Origin of the sequence: Aliiruegeria haliotis (genome assembly GCF_003003255.1) — a bacterium.
Lineage (GTDB): Bacteria > Pseudomonadota > Alphaproteobacteria > Rhodobacterales > Rhodobacteraceae > Tropicimonas > Tropicimonas haliotis.
In genome coordinates, this window is the sequence record NZ_PVTD01000001.1 from 953567 (window position 1) to 972277 (window position 18711).

Sequence of the window (18711 nt, forward strand, 5' to 3'; positions counted from 1 at the left end):
GAAAGGCGGCGGATCAGAAGATGAGTGCCCCCGGAAGCCCCCGAAAGATGGACGAAGCCGACCCGCGACGTGCAAGGGTCCTTGGGCTGGCGATCCTGCCTCTCCTGCTCGGCCTGCTGTTCTTCGCGGCATCCCTGACCCCATCGCTCATCCCTCGACCATGGCTGCTTCAAGGGGTGCTGGCGGGACTCGTGACCGCTATCGGCTATGCCATCGGCCAGTTCCTGAACACGGTCTGGCGCGCGCTTGAACTGCCGACCCTCTCGATGCCCGCCGTCCGCAAACTCTCTCTCTTCCTGGCCATTCCAGTGATCGGACTCCTGGTCTGGACCTTGTTGCACGCCGCGGAATGGCAAAACTCGATCAGGCTCCGGTTCGAGATGGAGCCCCTTGAGGCATTCAGCACCTACGGGATCATCGGGGTCGCCACGGCCACGTTCCTCGTGTCGGTGGCGCTGGGTTGGGCCGCGCAATTTCTGTTCGACCGCATTCGGCGCGCACTTTACAGGATCATGCCGATGCGGACCGCCAATGTTCTCGGGCTGGCGCTCGCCATCCTGATCGGCTTCGTGATCACCCGCGATGCGGTCATCCGATCGGGGTTCGATCTTGCCGATAAATCCTATGCGACGGCGCAGAACCTCTTTGCCGATGCGCCGCCTGCCCCGCAGGACACGCGGTTTCCGGGCAGCCCGGGATCGCATGTCGATTGGGGGGCAATGGGGCAACCGGGCCGGAACTTCGTTGTCGACGGCCCGGACGCGGCGGCGATTTCAGCATTCACTGGCCGCGCGGCGATGAACCCGATCCGGGTATACGTCGGCCGCGCGCAGAGTGAATCGCCGCAAGTCCGTGCGGAACTGGCCTTGCAGGAACTCATTCGGCTCGGCGCATTCGACCGCAAAGTCCTGATCGTGGCCAGCCCGACCGGAACCGGCTGGCTCGACCCCGGTGGGCACGAGCCAATGGAGTTCATGCACGACGGGGATGTCGCCACCGTTGCGGTCCAGTACTCCTATCTTCAGTCCCCACTGGCGCTGATCTTCGAAACGCAGTCCGGGCTGGAGCAGGCGACCGCCACGATGCAGGCGATCTACCGACACTGGACCACCCTGCCCCCGGATGCCCGACCAAGGTTCTACATGCACGGCATCAGCCTCGGCGCCTGGTCGTCGATGTATTCGTTCAACGTTTTCAGTATCCTGAACGACCCGATTGATGGCGCGCTCTGGACCGGGCCGCCCTTCCCCTCCCGGCTGTGGAATCAGGCCGTGGTCGCACGCAACCCGGGCTCGCCCTATGTCCTGCCAGAGGTCGGCAGCGGGCGCCTCGTGCGGTTTGCATCGCAATACGGCGGGCTTGAACGCACGTCTGGGCCCTGGGGACGTCTGCGCGTCGTCTATCTGCAACACGCCTCCGATGCGATCGTTTTCTACGAACCCACATCCGTCTGGCGGGCGCCCGAATGGATGAAGGAACCGAGGGCGCCGGATGTCTCTCCCGCGATCCGTTTCATTCCCGTCGTGACACAGCTTCAACTGGCCCTCGACATGGCTTTGGCCCTGGGCGTGCCCGGCGGATATGGCCACAACTACATCGCAGAGGATTATATCGATCCCTGGGTGGCCGTCACCGACCCGGAGGGATGGACGGACGACGACAGCACCCGGCTGAAGGCGTGGTGCGCTCAGGAATGGGGTCAGGGATGTCGCAGAGAATGATCTGGTGGATCGCCGGTGGATTGGTCGTGATCGCGCTGCTTTTCGGGCTGAACACGCTCCGCCACGCTGCCGGTGTCGCAACGATCGACGACACGCCCGAGCGACGGGAGGAACGGCTCTCCGCCCATTGGCGGATCCTGCGCCCGGAAGGTTCGGGGCCCTTCCCGGCAGCGATCCTTTTGTCCGGCTGCGACGGGGTCCACGACAACATGGGCTACTGGGCAGAGCAATTCGCGAAATCGGGCCGTCTGGCAATGATCGTCGACAGCCACACGCCGCGCGGCCTCGATCAGCATGAGAGTTGGCGCCTCGTCTGCGCCGGCCAAGCCTTGCCCGGGGCTGAACGTGCCGGAGATCTCGCCGTGGCCTTGCAGGTGCTCGGAGCGATGGACGACGTGTCCGATGATGTGGTGGTCCTTGGCGCGTCTCACGGGGGATGGACGGCGACAGAATTCGTGGCCCATGCCACCTCGGGCACCGTTCCACCCGGGCTGACCGCCTGGCCCGCGCCCCCCGACACGCTGCTTGCCCCGGTCAGGGGGCTGCTGTTGCTTTACCCCTATTGCGGGATTCTGAACGGGGCGGACAATGTGGACTGGCCGTCGGATCTGCCGGTGCTGATGGTGCTGGCCGAAAACGACAGGATCGCCGATGTGGACGATTGCCTCGCCATGGCGGAGGTCTTTCGGACCAGCGGGGCAGCAATCGAAACCGAGGTCCTTGCAGGTGCCGAACACGGCTTTGATCAGCGGGAGAAGTCCCCGCTGTCGAGCCTGACATTCGATGCCGCACAGCGCAACAAGGCCGAGGGTTTCGCGCGTGCGTTCATGCGAGGGTTGGGTAGCGACGACTAGGCGGCGAAGCGGGCTGCTTTCGATGCCTGACGACACGACCGCCTGCGACAGTGATGGCAAGCAACCGCTGTGATCGTCGTTTCGAGTGGCATCAGTCGCCGCACTTCCGTGCAGAAACATCGCGCGCAGGCCCGGTTTTCCCGAAGGACGACCGCGATCCTGTCGCGGCGAGTTGCATTCAACTGCCGCCCGTCAGTCGCCTTGTTTCAGCGCCGCAGCTATGCGCTCCCGCACCTCTTCCGGCTCCGCCGCAACGGCCTGCGCCAGCGCGCGGAACTCGGCCCGCACGCCGTGCAATTGATCCAGCAGTGAGAGCACGACCGACAGCGCATCCTCTTCCAGATCGAAGGTTTCACACAGATCGCAGATCAGCTCCAGGCGCGCGTGATCCATCCGACTGAAGCGCGGGCCGTCTTCGTGCAGAACCGGACGGAGCAAGTCCGCATCGACCCAGACGGACAATTGCTGACGGGACACCCGGCCAACCGAACTCAGGATCTCTTCCTCGGTGTAGAGCAGTTTCATTCGCCCATCCCCTTGCGCGGATCGTATTGGTGCGTTTGCCGCCACTCCTGCATGAAGTCCCTCAAACCATCGTCCAGGGTCTCTGGCAGGACGATGCGCAACTCCACGAAGGCGTCTCCCTTGCCAGCTTTCCCCTTGGCGCCACGGCCGCGCAACCGCAGAACCCGCCCGCCACTCGATCCCGCCGGCACGTTCAACCCAACCGGCCCGTCGATCGTCGGTGCTGAGACACGCCCACCCAGCACAGCTTCGTCAACCGTGATCGGCAGGGTCACGTGGATATCGTCGTTCTCGCGGCGAAACACCTTGTGAGGGCGAACATGCAACGTGACAAGGGCATCGCCTCGGGCTCCGCCGGCCCGGCCCTCGGCGCCCTTCCCCCGCAGCCGGATGGTTTGCCCGTCGCTTGTCCCCTCCGGGATCGTCACTTCGAGCGGCTCGCCGGTAGGCAATGCAATCCGTTGCTTGCTTCCGCGCACGGCATCCAGAAAGTCGACCTCCATCGTGAACCGCAGATCCCGGCCCCGTTCCGTGAAACCACCCGGCCCCTGCCCGCCTTCGAACCCCGCACGCCCGCCGCGCCCGGCGCGTTGCCGCAGGATCTCTGCAAAGATGTCGTTGGCGTCGCCGAAATCCTCGAACCCCTGGGAGGAGTAATAGCTGTGGTCGGGCTGTTCGGTGTATTCCCGGTAGAAATGCCGCTCCGGCCGCTCTGCCCCGCTGGCGTCGATCTCGCCCTTGTCGAACCGCGCGCGGGTGTCGGGGTCCTTGAGCAGATCGTAGGCGGCGGACGCGGCCTTGAACCGTTCCTCCGCCGTGTCGTCTCCCGGATTGAGGTCCGGGTGGCATTCCTTTGCAATTCGGCGGTAGGCCTTCTTGATCTCCGCCGCCGTTGCCGTTCGCGCCAGGCCAAGCGCTTCATAGGGATCGCCGCTCATGGAGTGCTCCGAATGGATCGTTTCCAACCGACATTAGACGCATGCAGGCCGGACGGCCAGTGTATCGGGCGGGAATCGTGCCCGGGCTTCGCTGGGCGCACCAGGATCTGGTCGCCAGTGGGATTGCGGCTACAGGCCGGAGGCGTCAGGGAATATCCCGTGCAGAGCATCCACTCGCGCCGACAGGGGCAAGGCGACCCCTGCTCCCCCGTGACGGCGTCGCTCCCGGCGGCTAGCCGAGTGCGTAGCCCGCGCCGCGCACGGTCCTCACCGGATCCGGCCCACCGTGCTGGCATAGGGCCTTCCGCAGCCGTCCAATGTGGACGTCGACAGTCCGCGTATCGACGTAGATATCGCGGCCCCAGACCCGGTCGAGCAACTGCTCGCGACTCCACACCCGGCCAGGTTTCTCCATGAAGGTCGTGAGCAAGCGGAACTCCGTCGGGCCGAGTTTCAGGAGCTTGTCATCGCGGAACACCTTGTGTGTCTCCGCATCAAGGATGATGTCGTCGAACTCCAACCGCCCGCCGACGCTTGAAGGTCGTGTCCGGCGCAGCTGGGCACGGATTCGGGCCATCAGCTCGACCACGGAATAGGGTTTCACCACATAGTCGTCGGCCCCGGTCTCAAGCCCCCTGACACGGTCCACTTCCTCTGATCGTGCACTGAGCATGATGATCGGCACATTGCGCGTGTCCGGACGCATCTTCAGCCGCCGGCACACTTCGATACCGGAGACGCTGGGCAGCATCCAGTCGAGAACGATCACATCGGGGGCGCCCTCCTCCACGAGCAGCAGCGCCTCCTCACCGTCTTCCGCCCGTTGAACCTGAAACCCTTCGGCTTCAAGGTTGTAGGCCAGAACCTCGCGTTGTGCCGGTTCGTCCTCGACGACCAGAACGCTTGGTTGGTCAGTGGATGCCATCAGTGACCTCCGGTGGTCTCGAACGCGGTGCGGTCACCCTTGGGACGCGGATCTTCCGGGATGTGCCCGGTGGACAGGTAGATGACCTGCTCCGCGATGGCCGTCACGTGGTCGCCCATCCGCTCGATGTTCTTCGCGATGAAGTGCAGATGCATGCAGGCGGTGATATTGCGGGGATCTTCCATCATGTAGGTCAGGAAATTGCGGAACAGCGAGTTGTACATCTGGTCGACTTCGAGATCACGCTGACGCACATCCTCTGCCAGTTCCGGGTCGCGCTGCACATAGGCATCCAGCGCGTCCTTGAGCATCACTTCCACCGCCCGGGCCATACGGCGAATCGCGGGCCCGGTCTCTTCGATCGGGGACATCTGGACCAATACGCCCGTCCGCTTGGCCATGTTCTTTGAATAATCGCCAATCCGTTCGAGGTTGTTGGAAATCTTGATCACCGACAGGACCGTCCGCAGGTCGAAGGCCGAAGGCTGCCGGATCGCCAGTGTTCGGGCGGCCTCCTCGTTGACGGTGAAATCCAGCTCGTCGATGACCTTGTCACCGTCCACCACCTTCTTCGCCAGGTCCTCGTCGCGCATGGCCAGGCTTTCGGCGGCATCGACGATTGCCGCCTCCACCAGCCCGCCCATCTTCATGATCTGGGCCTGGATCGCTTCAAGATCGCGGTCGAACGCCTTGGAAATATGCTGTTCTTCGTGGTGCATTGCCTGCTCTCCCTTACCCGATCCGGCCCGTGATGTAGCTCTCGGTGCGCGGGTCCCTCGGATTGGTGAAAATCTCGCCCGTCTCCCCGTGTTCCACGAGATGGCCAAGGTGAAAAAATGCGGTCTTCTGGCTGACCCGTGCGGCCTGCTGCATGGAATGCGTGACGATGACGACGGAGAAGTTCTGGCGCAGCTCGTCGATCAGCTCCTCGACCTGGGCGGTCGCAATGGGATCCAGCGCGGAACAGGGCTCGTCCATCAGCAGGACTTCCGGCTCGGTGGCCACGGCGCGAGCGATGCACAGGCGTTGCTGCTGCCCACCGGACAGGCCGGTGCCGGGTGCGTCGAGACGGTCTTTCACCTCGTCCCAGATCGCACCGCGACGCAGTGATTTCTCCACGATTTCATCCAGTTCCGACTTGTTCCTCGCAAGGCCATGGATGCGCGGACCATAGGCGATATTGTCATAGATCGACTTCGGGAACGGGTTCGGCTTCTGGAACACCATCCCGACCTTTGCCCGCAATTGCACCGGATCGACGCGCTTGTCATAGATATCCTCGCCGTCGAGCAGGATGTCACCCTGCACCCGGCAGATGTCGATCGTGTCATTCATCCGGTTCAGGCAGCGCAGGAAGCTGGACTTGCCACAGCCCGACGGGCCGATGAAGGCCGTCACCGTGTTGGCTTCAAGATCGACGTCCACATCCTTGATCGCGTGGGTCTCTCCGTAGTGGACTTGAACATTCCGGGCAGAGATCTTCACGGTGTCTGTGTCCACGATACGCTCCAGGGGTCGCATGTCATTCATTTGGGTCTTCCCTCTTCTTACCAGCGACGCTCGAAGCGGCGGCGAAGGATGATGGCGAGAAAGTTCATGCACAGCAGGAATGCCAGCAGCACGATGATCGCACCCGAGGCCCGCTCCACGAAGGCAGGATCGGCGCGGGTTGTCCAGTTGTAGACCTGCACCGGCAACGCGGAGGCAGGATCGAAGAACCCTTCCGGCGGCGCGGCGGGAAACTCGCGGACAAAGGCCACCATGCCGATCAGCATCAGCGGCGCGGTTTCTCCGAGCGCCTGCGCAAGGCCGATGATGGTCCCGGTCAGGATCCCGGGCATCGCCAGCGGCAGAACGTGGTGGAAAACCGATTGCATCCTTGAGGCACCGACCCCGAGGGCGGCATCCCGAATGCTCGGCGGCACGGATTTGAGCGACGCGCGGGTGGCGATGATGATTGTCGGCAGGGTCATCAGCGTCAGCACCAGCCCGCCGACGATGGGCGCCGATTGCGGCAACCCGGCGTAGTTGATGAAGATCGCGAGGCCGAGGATGCCGAAGACGATGGACGGCACCGCGGCGAGGTTGGAGATATTCACCTCGATCAGGTCCGTGAACCAGTTCTTCGGGGCGAACTCCTCAAGGTAGATCGATGCCGCAACTCCGATCGGCAAGGCCAGAACGAGGACGATGATCATCATGTAGAGCGAGCCCAGCATGGCCACGCCGATCCCCGCCGCTTCCGGGCGGTTTTCCGAGCCGTCGGCCATGGTGAAGAAGCCCCAGTTGAAATGGGTGCTCAGCGCCCCGCCCTCCTTGAGCGCATCGGCGAACTGAAGCTGGCCGGGGCTGATATTGCTGTCTTTCTCCGCGCTCTCCATGGTCACCCGGCCCTTGTAGTAGCCGTCGATCCGGCCCGTGGCGAGGAACTCGAACTCCACTGTTTCGCCGATCCTGTCGGGGTTGGCGATCACGAACCGGCGCAGCTCTGCGGCCGCCTCCTTGGAGATCATCGCCGCGATTTCCTTGTCAGACACACCGAGGTCCTCGGACGAGATGCCGAGCTCCCCGGCCCGGGTCGAAAGCGCGGTCTTGATCAGCGGCGCATAGCCGAACGTGGAGACCTTCTTTATCTCTTCGATATCGCGGTTGCCATTCTTGTCCAGTTTCGCCTCGTCGAGATGGACTTCGAGCGTGATGAAGGTCTGCTGGAAGGCCGGCAGGCCTTGGCTCAGGATCGAGGCAAGCAACACCACGAGCGCGGTAACGCCGATGACGATTGCGCTGAGGCCATAGGCGCGAAAGCGGCGTTCGGCGGCGTTGCGGCGGAGTGTCCGGGCGTTCTGCTCCAGCAGCGAACCCGCATGCTTGCCCGGCCGTGGTGTGGCCGGTGTGTTTGCGGAGGCGTCGGTCATTCGTACTGCTCCCGATACTTGCGCACGATGAAGAGCGCCAGAACGTTGAGCCCCAGCGTGATGACAAAGAGTGTGAGACCCAGGGCGAATGCGACAAGGGTCTCCGGGCTGGCGAAATCGGTGTCGCCGGTCAACTGCGAGACGATCTTCACGGTGACCGTGGTCATCGCCTCGAATGGGTTGATTACCGCCCCCGGCCCGTCCGCGAATTGCGCGGCCGCGGCCCCTGCCCCCATGACGACGATCATGGTTTCCCCGATGGCGCGCGAGGCGGCCAGCAAAACGGCCCCGACAATGCCCGGAAGGGCCGCGGGCAGGACGACCTGCTTGACGGTCTCCGACTGCGTGGCGCCAAGGCCGAAGGAGCCATCCCGCATCGACTGCGGCACGGCATTGATGATGTCGTCGGACAGCGACGAAACGAAGGGGATCAGCATGACCCCCATGACCAACCCGGCGGTCATCACGGAATTGGTGGAGTTCCCGAGCCCCAGTGGCTGGGCAATCCAGTCCCGGACCATCGGCCCGACAGTCATCAGCGCGAAGAGGCCGTAGACGATTGTAGGGATGCCGGCGAGGATCTCGATCATCGGTTTGGCCACCGCGCGCAGCTTCGGCCCGGCGTATTCCGACAGGTAGATCGCGGCGAACAGCCCGATCGGGACCGCCACCAGCAGCGCCACGACCGAGATGTAGAGCGTGCCCCAGAGCAGTGGCAGCATGCCAAGTTCGCTGTCACCGCGGAAGTCCGGCGCCCACTTGGTCCCGAAGAAGAACTTCTGCCAGGGGTATCTTTCGAAGAAATTGCCGGTTTCGAACAGCATCGACAGAACGATGCCGATGGTGGTGAGGATCGCGATTGTGGAGGCGAGGATCAGGATCACGCGAATCCCGCTTTCGACCACGTTTCGCGCCCGGAAGTCCTTGTTGGTCCGTTTCAGGGCGAGAACCAGCCCCGCCGCGGCGAGAAGCAGCACGGCGAAGGTCATGTATGCACCGGACGCCTTTGCCATCAAACGGTATTCCTGCGCAGCCCGCAGGACCGACACAGTGATGTCGCTGGTGATGATCGCACCGGTTTCCTTCAGGCGCGCGGTCACGTCGGCGAGGTCTGCCACGCCGGAATGGAGCGTTGCGACCGTGGCTTCGTCCATCGTTCCCTGCTTGACCGCCCTGTCGAGCGCGCCCGCGGCGCGACGCACCTCCGCCATCGCGAGTCCACGGCTGCCGCTTTCGGCAATCGTCGCCTCCGGGAGTGTCGCGGACACGGTGTTCTCGATCCAGTTCGGCGCCACCAGCAGCCAGGCGGCAAGCACCAGCAGCGATGGCACGACGGTCAGCATGAGCGCATGCCAACCGTAGTAGGACGGGAGCGAATGGAGCCGACGGGTGTCACCTCCGGCGGTGCCGAGTGCGCGCATGCGCCCGGCAAAATAGCCGATCAGTCCGAGTCCGAGGACGACAAGGACGATCCAGAGCACCGGCATCGGGCAACCTCTTCGATCAAGTGTTTTCGCTGGGCAGGCCGGTGTGGCCCTGTCAGCGACGGCCCCGACCATCACGTTTCCGGTGACGAGGCGGGGCGCGAAAATCCTCTCGGCAGAAAGGGAGGGCAGCGCGAAGCCACCCTCCCCAAAGGCGCGAGCCCGGGCAGATTACATGCCGCCCATCACCGCCTCGGCATCGACAGCGGACTGGGTCGCGGCCAGTTCCGGGTCGGCCACCAGGCCGTAGGCGGCCAGCGGGCCGTCCGGGCCGGCGATCTCGTCGGCCACGAAGAAGGACGCATATTCCTTCAGGCCGGGGATGACGCCGATGTGGGCCTTCTTGATGTAGAAGTACAGCGGGCGCGACACCGGGTATTCGCCGGTGGAGATCGATTCGGTGGTCGGAACGACACCGCCCATCGTGGCGACCTTCAGCTTGTCGGTGTTGTTCTCGTAGAAGGCCAGGCCGAAGATGCCGACACCGTTCGGGTTGGCGTCGATACGGGCGAGAGTCTCGGTGTAGTCGCCGTCGATATCGACCGCCTTGCCGTCGGTCCGCAGCGAGATGCAGGCCTTCTCGGCAGCTTTCTTGTCGCCACCGTTGGCCTCCATGAACTTTTCGAAAGCACCGGTCTGCTCGCACCCGACCAGAACGACCTTGTCCTCGAACACTTCACGGGTTCCGTGCTTGGTGCCCGGAGGGAAGGCAACGATCTCCACATCCGGCAGATCGGCGTTGAAATCAGACCACTTGGCGTAGGGATTGTCGACGATCTCGCCGTCCTTGAGGACCTTGTCGCTCAGGGCGTTGAAGACGTCGGAGGCTTCCAGCGCGGTGAAGGCCGGGCCGTCAAGCTGGGAGGCAAAGACGATCCCGTCATAGCCGATCCGAACCTCGATGATGTCCTTCACACCGGCCTCGGCGCAGGCCTGGATTTCCTTCTCGCGGATGGCGCGCGACGCGTTGGCGATGTCGATGGTGTTTTCACCCACACCTTCGCAGAAGCGCTTCAGGCCAGCGGAGGACCCGCCGGATTCAACGACCGGGGTCGGGAAGTCGAAGTTCTCGCCGAAGGCTTCGGCGACGATCGAAGCATAGGGAAGGACGGTCGAGGAGCCGGCGATCTGGACGTTATCGCGGGCGGCGGCGGCGGTGGCCGAAACGGCAGCGATCGCCAGGGCAGAGGCGGTCAGCTTCACGAGAGACATAGGATTTCTCCAAGCAGTGGTTTTGTGGGCCGCCGCTCTCCGACGACCTTGAGGGCGTGATAGACCTCTCACGTTTGCCTTTTGTGACACCTGTGTAACAGTTCCATGACACGGACTGCCGAGACGCCCGGAATCCGGTACGTGACGCGACGGAATAGGCTCTGCGGCAAGGCAGCCGCCAGCCGCTGGCGCAGCGAACCGAACGCGGACCTTCAGGGCCCGGCGGCGGGAAGCAGAACCGTGAAACGCGCGCCCTGTCCCGGCTCCGAATCGATCTTCAATCGACCGCGATGCCGGTTGATGATGTGTTTGACGATGGCCAGCCCCAGCCCCGTTCCGCCCATCTCCCGCGACCGGTGGCCATCGACCCGGTAGAACCGCTCGGTGAGGCGCGGGATATGGATCGGATCGAACCCCTCCCCGTAGTCTTCGATCTCCAGCTTGATCCCCGGCCCACGGATGGCGAGTTCGCGAGTCTTGTGTTCCAGACGGATCGCGACCTTGCCGCCATCGGCCCCGTATTTGATCGCATTCTCCACGAGGTTGGTGACGACCTGCTGAAGTTGGTCGGCATCGCCCGAGACGACGAAGGGCCCTTCGTTGATACGCTCGACCTCGAACTCCATGACGTCCGCCTGCGACAATGCCCGCAATGTCACGAGCGTGGAGTCGACAAGCGCGGCCATGTCGACCTGACCAGTCGGGCGCTGCCGTTCCGCCGATTCCACACGGCTGAGCGACAGCAGGTCGCTGACCAGCCGGTTCATCCGCCCCGCCTCCCGCTCCATGATCGCGAGGAACCGTTCCCGCGCTGCAGGGTCGTCCCGCGCCGCCCCGCGCAACGTTTCGATAAATCCCGAAAGCGCGGTCAGCGGTGTCTTCAACTCATGGCTGACATTGGCCACGAAGTCGCGCCGCATCTGTCCGGCCTGTTCCAGATCTGTCACATCCTGAAACGACACAAGCACCTTGACCGATCCGTCCGGATCCGGGGCCAGTGGCCGGGCCAGCACACGATAGACCGCCTCGCGGACCATGTTGGTGTCGAGATACCTGGCGTGGCTGTCCACCCGGCGGCTGTGGGCTTCCTCGATCGCATTCAGGAGCGCGGGCTGCCGCAGGACGGTGATGTAGTGCCGTCCGATCGCCGAGGCGCCAAAAAGCTCCTCGGCGCCGGCATTTAGCGCATGGATACGCTTGTCCGACCCGATCAGAACGATGGGCATCGGCACGGCAGCCAGCAAAGCGGAAGTGGGCTCGACAGTCATGAAAGGGTCCGGTCTGGAGTCGCGGCCATCGTGCAGGGTTATCTTCCCGGTGCAAGTCCCGGATCCCGAAGGTTCAGCTCCGTGGGGACCCGGGCGTTCGTCCGCCCGCTAGCCCCCTGCCCCTGCGGCCGCAGCCACCCCGGCAGAGAACTCCGCCAGCAACCTCTCCGGCTCCTCGCACCCAACCGACACCCGGAAGAACCCCTCCGACATCCCGAGCGCCGCCCGCTGTTCGGGTGTGAGCGCACGATGCGACGAGGTCGCGGGATGGCTGAGTGTGGTGCCGATATCCCCGAGCGTCGGCGCGAAGGGCACCGCCGGCATTGCCCGCACCAGCGCATTGGCCGCCGCGCGCCCCCCGTCGAGCTCGAAGCTGACCATATTGCCGAACCGCCCCCGCAGCAGCGTCGCCGCCCGGGCCTGATCGGGGTGATCGGCCCGCCCGGGATAGAGCACCCGCCGAACGCCATCGAGGGACGCGAGGTGATCTGCCAGTGCGGCCGCCGTGGCCTCCGCCCTGTCGTAGCGCAACGGAAAGGTGTAGAGCCCGCGCTCCGCGATCCAGCAATCGAACGGGCTGGGCGTGAAGCCCCAGGTCGCGGCCGCCACCCGGATCGCCTCCTGCGTGGCGGCATCGCGCGCATTCACATATCCAAGCGTGGCGTCGGAATGGCCCGCGAGCAGCTTTGTCACCGAGTGGATGACGATGTCCGCGCCCCAGTCAAAGGCCTGAAATCCCCTCGGGGTGGTGAAGGTGTTGTCGATGACCAGGCACACGCCGCGCGCCCGTGCCAGTCGCGCGATCCCCTCGATATCGGCCACCCGCAGCGTCGGATTGGACACGACCTCCAGAAGGATCATCCGCGTCTCTGGCCGCAGCGCCGCCGCGACCGCATCCTCATCGCCGCAATCAACAAAGCTGGTCGCGATCCCCTGGCGCGGAAGGTCGTCCTGCAACAAACGCATCGACCGGCCGTAGAGCTGGTCGCCGCCGGTCACATGGTCGCCGCTTTTCAGCATCCCAAGGAACACTGCGCCGATGGCGGCCATACCGGACCCGGTCACCAGCCCACCGGGAAGCCCCTCCAACTGGTCGATTTTCCGTGCCAGCACATCAGCGTTCGGATGGCCCTCGCGCGCATAGGTATAGCCCTCTGCGCGGCCTTCGTATTGCGCATCAAGCGCGTCCGGGCTTTCTGCCGCGTAGACGACCGACGGCTGCATCGGCGTTGCCACCGGACGGCTCACGCCCTCCGGCCATTCAACCCTGCGAACGATTTCCGCATCCGCGTCATTTCGTCGATCCGCCATCGGCGTCTCCATCCCTGCCCGGCAGCGGCTCGCCCCGGGTGTCACATGTCATGCAAGATCGGGACCGGGCGTCGGTCCCGGGAACACCCGGGCTGGCCTACACCTCGCGCAATCCGGCCGCGAAGCGCCGCGCATTCTCCTGGTAGTTCAACGCCGAAGCGAGCAACCCCTGGATCGCCTTCTCGTCAAGTTGACGGACCACCTTGCCCGGTGCCCCCATGACCAGCGAATTGTCCGGGATCTCCTTGCCCTCGGTGATCAGCGCACAGGCGCCGATCAGGCAATTGTTGCCGATCTTCGCCCCGTTCAGGACCGTCGCGCCCATGCCAATGAGGGTCTGGTCGCCAATCGTGCAGCCATGCAGCATCGCCTTGTGACCGATGGTACAGTTCCGACCGATGGTGAGCGGAAAGCCCATGTCCGTGTGCAGCACCGCATTTTCCTGCACGTTGCTGCCCACACCGACGCGGATCAGTTCGTTGTCGCCGCGAAGCTGTGCCCCGAACCAAATCCCGACATCGGCCTCGACTGCGATCTTGCCGATCACGCTCGCATCCGGCGCCACCCAGGCGCTTGCGTCGATCTCGGGTGCGATACCATCCAGCGCATAGATCATTCGTTGCTCTCCTCGAACTCTGCCTGAAGCCCCCGAACATGGTCCTGCAACCGCGGTTGCTGCGGCCGGCGCATCCGCTCCGCCGTCACGATGGTCTGCAACCGGGCGAATGTCGCGTCGAGGTCATCGTTGATCAGGACATAGTCGTAGCTGCCCCAATGGCTGATCTCGTCCCAGCTTTTCTGCATCCGCTTGGCGATCACCTCCGGGGCGTCCTTGCCGCGACTGACCAGACGCCGCCGCAGCTCCGTGATCGACGGGGGAAGAATGAAGATCGAAAGCGTGTGCTTGCCGAGGTCGGAGTTCCGGATCTGCTGCGCGCCCTGCCAGTCGACATCAAAGAGGACATCGCGCCCGGACTCGATGGCCTCTTCCACGGGCCCCTGAGGCGAGCCGTAGAAGTTGCCGAAAACGTGGGCATGTTCGAGCATCCGCCCCTCGGTCACCATTTCCTTGAAGTCAGGAATCTGGAGGAAGTGGTAGTCCACCCCGTCCTGCTCTCCCTCTCGCGGTGCCCGCGTGGTGGCGGAGACCGAGAAAGACAGGCTCGCATCCCAGTCCATCAACCGATGCGCCAGCGTCGACTTACCGGCACCGGACGGCGAGGACAGGATGATCAGAAGGCCACGGCGTTCAGCCAGCATTGCGCTTACTCCACATTCTGGACCTGTTCGCGCATCTGGTCGATGCTCGCCTTGAGGTCAAGTCCGATCCCGGTCAGCGCGACATCCTGCGACTTGGAACAGAGCGTGTTCGCCTCGCGATTGAACTCCTGCGTCAGGAAGTCGAGCTTGCGCCCGATCGGCCCTTCGGCTCCCAACAGGTCCCGCGCGGCCCGGACATGCGTGCGCAGGCGGTCGATCTCCTCGGTCACGTCGGATTTCACCGCGAGAACGGCAAGCTCCTGTGCCACCCGGTCAGGATCGGCGCCGTCGGTGTTTTCGACGACCCGTGCCAATGCATTGCGGAGCGCCGCGCGCGCTTTCTCGGCGCGTTCGGGCAACCGGGTCTCGGCATCCAGTGTCAGCCGGTCAATCTCGTCGACCTGCCGGTGCAGCACGTCGGCCAAGGCATGCCCCTCCTTCACCCGGGTGTCGAGAAAATCCGACAGGACGGCCTCGAAATCCGCGAGCAACATGGAGCGCAAAGCCGTGGTATCGGTGGTCTGCTGCGCCTGTGCAAGCACGCCACGCATCGCCAGCACCTCGCCGGCGCTGGGCTGCCGGAGCGAAACCCCCTGCCCCTCCGCGGCACGGCTCACCTCCGCGATCTGTGCCAGCGCCCGGTCCAGCATCGCCGCGTCAATCTCGCCGGCCGCCTCTCCGCTGTCCCGGGACAGCCGCAGGTTGAGCGCGATGCTGCCGCGTTTCACGACCTTTGCCAGCCGCGCCCGCAGCGCCGCCTCCAGCCCCTCGACCCAGTCGGGCACCCGCAGGCGCAGATCCAGCCCCTTGGAATTCAGGCTGCGCAATTCCCAGCTCCAGGAGTGTTCCAGCCCCTGTCCGGTTCCGGCGGCAAAGCCGGTCATCGAGTTAACCATGGAGTTCGTTCTTCCTCCCCAAGCCAGAAGACCTGTGCCCAATTTATACTTGGGTAAACCTTGGGCACGTCGTTGTCGCCCCCTAAGTCATTGACTATCAACCCCAAGCGGAACACCCCGCCTCCGGACGAACACTCAAAATTCCGTCCCGGGAAAGTGATAACCCGGGAACACAAGAGGTCACAAGGACGGCTTCTGGAGTTTTGTGAAGTCATGACGGCGGTTTGCCGCGCCCTACCTGGACAAAGGTCATGTGACTGCAACAGGCGACCAGCATAACTTGCACTATTGGATCTTTGGGTTGGCGGGTGCCAAGGGTGCCCGGTTGCACCGCTGCACCCTGCGGACAGCTGCGGGCTACCCAGATTGTGCCCGGAGAGAGGCAGGTTGTCCAAATGAAAGCTCCGACCAAATGCAGTTACCCCCCCCCCAAAAAAACTAGGCGGTCGCGTGTGAAGTCAGCCTGGCAGGGTGCCATTCTTTTGGAGCGCTATCTGCGCAAGGCTTCCCTTGGCACTGCAGTTGCGCCTCGCTCGTTCAGTATCCTGCCGGAAACGGAAGCAGCCATTCAGGGTGAATGGAAAAGATCGGCTGCGATGAGCCCCGGGCAACCCATACTGCGCGCCGCACAAGCGGCAGCTGTTCGCACACTTCCAAAACTCGCCCCGAGTGCAACGTCTCTTCCCACTCATCACCACGGCAAGGCACACGAGACGCGACCAGAGCGCCCGTGACGGGCGTTGCAAAGCCCTTCCAGGGTTCGATCAGGGGTCCCATTGGTATCGCAAGACCTTGTTGTCGCTTTATCCGAGGTTTCTGCTAAGGTCCCGGGAAGGTTTCCAGATCGCGAGGAAGGTCACATGAAAGCCATGTCGAACAGATATCTGATGCTGGCGACGTCCCTGTCGGCAGTTGCGCTTTTCAGCGGAGCCGTCTTGGCACAGGTGGTTCCGTCAGAGGAGGCCGCAGAGGGCACATTCCCCGACAAGCCTTTCTCGCCATATGCAAATCGCAGTTATCCTGAAAAACCACTTTGGGGCGAAACGCACTTGCATACAGGCTTGTCTCTGGATGCCGGCGCCTTCGGCAATATCCTTGGACCAGACGATGCCTGGCGCTTTGCCAAGGGCGAACAGATAACTTCCTCGACCGGGCAACCCGTGCGGCTCAGCCGTCCTTTGGACTGGATGGTCCTGACCGACCACACCGACTTGATGGGATTTGCACCAGACTTGCAGGCAGGCAAGCCCGAGATCCTTGCCGATCCAAAAGGCCTGGAATGGTATGAAGGGTATAACGCAGGTGGTGAAGCCGCAGGGAAATCCGCGTTTGACCTGATTACCAACTTCTCCCAAATGACCCTGCCCGAGGCAATCGTCGACGCTTACAGTCCGGGTGCCGATGCGTTTGCCTTCACTTGGGAAAAGATCGTGAACGCGGCCGACGCTCACAACGATCCCGGTCGGTTCACTGCATTTATCGGTTTCGAATGGACCTCGGTGCCGAAGGGCTTCAACCTGCACCGCAATGTCATGTTGCGCGATGGCGGGGTTCGGGCGCTGCAAATGGTGCCTCCTGTTACGCAACCTCCGATGGGCAGCACGAATCCGCTGGATCTCTACGATTGGCTGGAGACCTACCAGGAAAAGACCGGTGGACGAGCCGTTGCGTTCTCACATAACGGAAACCTGTCCAATGGCTGGCTGTTTCCTACCGAAGGGACCTACCACGGCGGAACGGTTGATCAGGACTATGTCGAGAAACGCGCCAAGTGGGAGCCACACTACGAGGTCACCCAGATCAAGGGGGACGGAGAGGCCCACCCGTTCCTGAGCCCAGATGACGAATTCGCCGATTACGAAAACTGGGATGTGGGCAACCTCGACCTTACCGAACTGAAAACGGAAGACATGCTGAAAGGCGAGTATGCGCGCGAAGCGCTGAAGCAGGGACTTGCTCTTGAGGCGAAATTCGGAACGAATCCGTATAAGTTCGGCATGGGCGGGGCCACCGACAGTCATACGGGTCTGACCACGGCCGAAGAGGAGAACTTCTTTAACAAATCGGTCAGCGTAGAACCGTCGCCCACGCGCATCGAGCACCCGTTCATCAAAAGCGACCTGGGGGAAATTCCCGGCCACTTGATGGTTGCCTCCGGATACACGGCAGTCTGGGCGGAGGAGAACACCCGCGCCTCGATCTTCGACGCCTTCAAGCGCCGCGAGACCTATGCGACGACCGGTCCCCGGATCGGGCTGCGCTTCTTCGGGGGCTGGAGCTTCACCGAAGAAGATACATTCACCCGATCCCCCGCTGAGGCCGGATATACCAAGGGCGTCCCTATGGGCGGTGATCTGCGACCACGCGAGGGCGATGTGGCACCCAGCTTCCTGATCGCGGCGCTGCGCGACCCGATCGGCGCCAATCTGGATCGGGTCCAAGTCGTGAAGGGCTGGATGGATGCAGAAGGCGAGTTGCATGAAAAGGTCTATGACGTTGCCTGGTCCGGCGATCGCGAGCCTGACGAAAATGGCAAGCTACCGGATGTTGGCAATACGGTGGATCTCGAAACCGCCAGCTGGAAAAACTCGATCGGCGCCTCGGAACTGCTGACGGCCTGGACCGATCCGGATTTCGATCCCAGCGAACGCGCCTTCTACTACGTGCGTGTCCTCGAAATCCCGACGCCACGCTGGGTCGTTTATGACAAGATCAGGTTCGGGATCGAGCTGCCGCCGGAAGCCCAGCTCATTCATCAGGAACGCGCCTACTCTTCGCCGATTTGGTACACGCCAGAAGGATAGGCTGTTTCGCTCTCCCTTGACCTCGGCCAAGCATAGCGACCCAGTTGCGCCAAACAGTTTGGCCGCATCTCGCGGCCTTTCAGCCAACAACAGAGGGCGATCAGAGTGGTTCCGAGAACCGTTGGGCGCCATCTGCCCATGTGCAAGCAATAGCGTCCGGCGGGATCGTCAGAAGTACGCTGTGCATGCGAGATGCCGGATATGCCGAACGGCAGCATCGCCAAGGGAGCGAACCTCGTCGATGGATTTGGGAGCTATCGGACTGTCCACCGGGTGACCCGTGGTCTGGAACAAAGCGAACGTTGGGTACGACCATCCTCGCCGTTGCTCGGGCACACTTGACGACGATGAGCCGTTGCCGAGATCAACCGAGTCTGGGAGAGAGCCTTGTCGGAGTTGAAGCGTCGGCCATTTTGCGATTGGCGGGTAGATCGATCGTGTCATCTTCGACCTCAACAAGCAGCTAGCAGACTATCCCACCAGACCGGAAGGATAAAAATGCCGGCAGTTCCAGATCCGGAACACCTCCCTTTTTGTCAGAACGCGGTCTCGCGACGAAGGCTATTCGAGCTTCGGGGCTCCTTGGAATGCGCCTTGG

16 protein-coding genes are annotated in these 18711 nt (G+C 63.3%); 3 read left to right on the forward strand and 13 right to left on the reverse strand.

Annotation, left to right across the window (positions count from 1 at the left end; genetic code table 11):
- The first annotated feature begins 20 nt into the window (after nucleotides 1-20).
- Both CLV78_RS04335 and CLV78_RS04340 read left to right on the forward strand, forming a co-directional pair.
- Nucleotides 21-1721, forward strand: a complete 1701-nt coding sequence (locus CLV78_RS04335) for an alpha/beta hydrolase (RefSeq protein WP_245924827.1) — start codon at nucleotides 21-23, stop codon at nucleotides 1719-1721.
- Entirely contained in the window at nucleotides 1706-2575 is an 870-nt protein-coding gene (locus tag CLV78_RS04340) for a dienelactone hydrolase family protein (RefSeq protein ID WP_106203502.1), read from the forward strand. Before CLV78_RS04335 ends, CLV78_RS04340 begins: the two co-directional genes overlap by 16 nt.
- Before the next feature lie 192 nt (nucleotides 2576-2767).
- On the opposite strand, the gene CLV78_RS04345 is transcribed toward CLV78_RS04340, so the two are convergent.
- From CLV78_RS04345 to CLV78_RS04405, 13 genes are all read right to left on the reverse strand, one after another.
- Nucleotides 2768-3100, reverse strand: a complete 333-nt coding sequence (locus CLV78_RS04345; protein ID WP_106203503.1) for a chaperone modulator CbpM — start codon at nucleotides 3098-3100, stop codon at nucleotides 2768-2770.
- Nucleotides 3097-4038, reverse strand: coding sequence for a DnaJ C-terminal domain-containing protein (locus CLV78_RS04350; protein WP_106203504.1), 942 nt, complete (start codon nucleotides 4036-4038; stop codon nucleotides 3097-3099). Before CLV78_RS04350 ends, CLV78_RS04345 begins: the two co-directional genes overlap by 4 nt.
- 232 nt (nucleotides 4039-4270) lie before the next feature.
- The gene (phoB, locus tag CLV78_RS04355) at nucleotides 4271-4963 is read right to left on the reverse strand and encodes a phosphate regulon transcriptional regulator PhoB (protein WP_106203505.1); all 693 of its coding nucleotides are present in this window, start codon (nucleotides 4961-4963) and stop codon (nucleotides 4271-4273) included.
- Nucleotides 4963-5682 carry a phosphate signaling complex protein PhoU gene (gene phoU, locus CLV78_RS04360; RefSeq protein ID WP_106203506.1) on the reverse strand — a complete coding sequence of 240 codons (720 nt, stop codon included), beginning with the start codon at nucleotides 5680-5682 and terminating at the stop codon, nucleotides 4963-4965. Before phoU ends, phoB begins: the two co-directional genes overlap by 1 nt.
- A 13-nt stretch (nucleotides 5683-5695) precedes the next feature.
- Nucleotides 5696-6493 carry a phosphate ABC transporter ATP-binding protein PstB gene (gene pstB, locus CLV78_RS04365; protein WP_106203507.1) on the reverse strand — a complete coding sequence of 266 codons (798 nt, stop codon included), beginning with the start codon at nucleotides 6491-6493 and terminating at the stop codon, nucleotides 5696-5698.
- Nucleotides 6494-6510: 17 nt separating this feature from the next.
- Entirely contained in the window at nucleotides 6511-7878 is a 1368-nt protein-coding gene (pstA, locus tag CLV78_RS04370) for a phosphate ABC transporter permease PstA (protein WP_106203508.1), read from the reverse strand.
- On the reverse strand, nucleotides 7875-9365 hold the full coding sequence (gene pstC, locus CLV78_RS04375) for a phosphate ABC transporter permease subunit PstC (protein ID WP_106203509.1): 1491 nt from the start codon (nucleotides 9363-9365) through the stop codon (nucleotides 7875-7877). Before pstC ends, pstA begins: the two co-directional genes overlap by 4 nt.
- 168 nt (nucleotides 9366-9533) lie before the next feature.
- The gene (locus CLV78_RS04380; RefSeq protein WP_106203510.1) at nucleotides 9534-10574 is read right to left on the reverse strand and encodes a substrate-binding domain-containing protein; all 1041 of its coding nucleotides are present in this window, start codon (nucleotides 10572-10574) and stop codon (nucleotides 9534-9536) included.
- A 212-nt stretch (nucleotides 10575-10786) separates the two neighbouring features.
- The gene (locus CLV78_RS04385; RefSeq protein ID WP_106203511.1) at nucleotides 10787-11842 is read right to left on the reverse strand and encodes an ATP-binding protein; all 1056 of its coding nucleotides are present in this window, start codon (nucleotides 11840-11842) and stop codon (nucleotides 10787-10789) included.
- Nucleotides 11843-11950: 108 nt separating this feature from the next.
- Nucleotides 11951-13153, reverse strand: a complete 1203-nt coding sequence (locus CLV78_RS04390) for a trans-sulfuration enzyme family protein (protein WP_106203512.1) — start codon at nucleotides 13151-13153, stop codon at nucleotides 11951-11953.
- Nucleotides 13154-13250: 97 nt separating this feature from the next.
- Nucleotides 13251-13769 (reverse strand): gamma carbonic anhydrase family protein, encoded by a 519-nt coding sequence (locus CLV78_RS04395; RefSeq protein WP_106203513.1) that lies wholly within the window; start codon nucleotides 13767-13769, stop codon nucleotides 13251-13253.
- Nucleotides 13766-14410 (reverse strand): guanylate kinase, encoded by a 645-nt coding sequence (gene gmk, locus CLV78_RS04400; protein ID WP_106203769.1) that lies wholly within the window; start codon nucleotides 14408-14410, stop codon nucleotides 13766-13768. The genes CLV78_RS04395 and gmk overlap by 4 nt, the downstream gene beginning before the upstream one ends.
- 8 nt (nucleotides 14411-14418) lie before the next feature.
- The gene (locus CLV78_RS04405; RefSeq protein ID WP_106203514.1) at nucleotides 14419-15309 is read right to left on the reverse strand and encodes a YicC/YloC family endoribonuclease; all 891 of its coding nucleotides are present in this window, start codon (nucleotides 15307-15309) and stop codon (nucleotides 14419-14421) included.
- A gap of 860 nt (nucleotides 15310-16169) precedes the next feature.
- On the opposite strand from CLV78_RS04405, the gene CLV78_RS04410 reads away from it, so the two are divergent.
- The gene (locus tag CLV78_RS04410; protein WP_245924828.1) at nucleotides 16170-18113 is read left to right on the forward strand and encodes a DUF3604 domain-containing protein; all 1944 of its coding nucleotides are present in this window, start codon (nucleotides 16170-16172) and stop codon (nucleotides 18111-18113) included.
- The last annotated feature ends 598 nt before the right edge of the window (nucleotides 18114-18711 follow it).

Coding starts and splice junctions, on each gene's coding strand:
- pstA (WP_106203508.1), bottom strand. CDS start 7,878: ATGACCGACGCCTCCGCAAACACACCGGCCACACCACGGCCGGGCAAG.
- CLV78_RS04335 (WP_245924827.1), top strand. CDS start 21: ATGAGTGCCCCCGGAAGCCCCCGAAAGATGGACGAAGCCGACCCGCGA.
- pstB (WP_106203507.1), bottom strand. CDS start 6,493: ATGAATGACATGCGACCCCTGGAGCGTATCGTGGACACAGACACCGTG.
- phoB (WP_106203505.1), bottom strand. CDS start 4,963: ATGGCATCCACTGACCAACCAAGCGTTCTGGTCGTCGAGGACGAACCG.
- pstC (WP_106203509.1), bottom strand. CDS start 9,365: ATGCCGGTGCTCTGGATCGTCCTTGTCGTCCTCGGACTCGGACTGATC.
- CLV78_RS04405 (WP_106203514.1), bottom strand. CDS start 15,309: ATGGTTAACTCGATGACCGGCTTTGCCGCCGGAACCGGACAGGGGCTG.
- CLV78_RS04390 (WP_106203512.1), bottom strand. CDS start 13,153: ATGGCGGATCGACGAAATGACGCGGATGCGGAAATCGTTCGCAGGGTT.
- CLV78_RS04410 (WP_245924828.1), top strand. CDS start 16,170: ATGAAAGCCATGTCGAACAGATATCTGATGCTGGCGACGTCCCTGTCG.
- CLV78_RS04395 (WP_106203513.1), bottom strand. CDS start 13,769: ATGATCTATGCGCTGGATGGTATCGCACCCGAGATCGACGCAAGCGCC.
- phoU (WP_106203506.1), bottom strand. CDS start 5,682: ATGCACCACGAAGAACAGCATATTTCCAAGGCGTTCGACCGCGATCTT.
- CLV78_RS04385 (WP_106203511.1), bottom strand. CDS start 11,842: ATGACTGTCGAGCCCACTTCCGCTTTGCTGGCTGCCGTGCCGATGCCC.
- CLV78_RS04340 (WP_106203502.1), top strand. CDS start 1,706: ATGTCGCAGAGAATGATCTGGTGGATCGCCGGTGGATTGGTCGTGATC.
- CLV78_RS04380 (WP_106203510.1), bottom strand. CDS start 10,574: ATGTCTCTCGTGAAGCTGACCGCCTCTGCCCTGGCGATCGCTGCCGTT.
- CLV78_RS04350 (WP_106203504.1), bottom strand. CDS start 4,038: ATGAGCGGCGATCCCTATGAAGCGCTTGGCCTGGCGCGAACGGCAACG.
- CLV78_RS04345 (WP_106203503.1), bottom strand. CDS start 3,100: ATGAAACTGCTCTACACCGAGGAAGAGATCCTGAGTTCGGTTGGCCGG.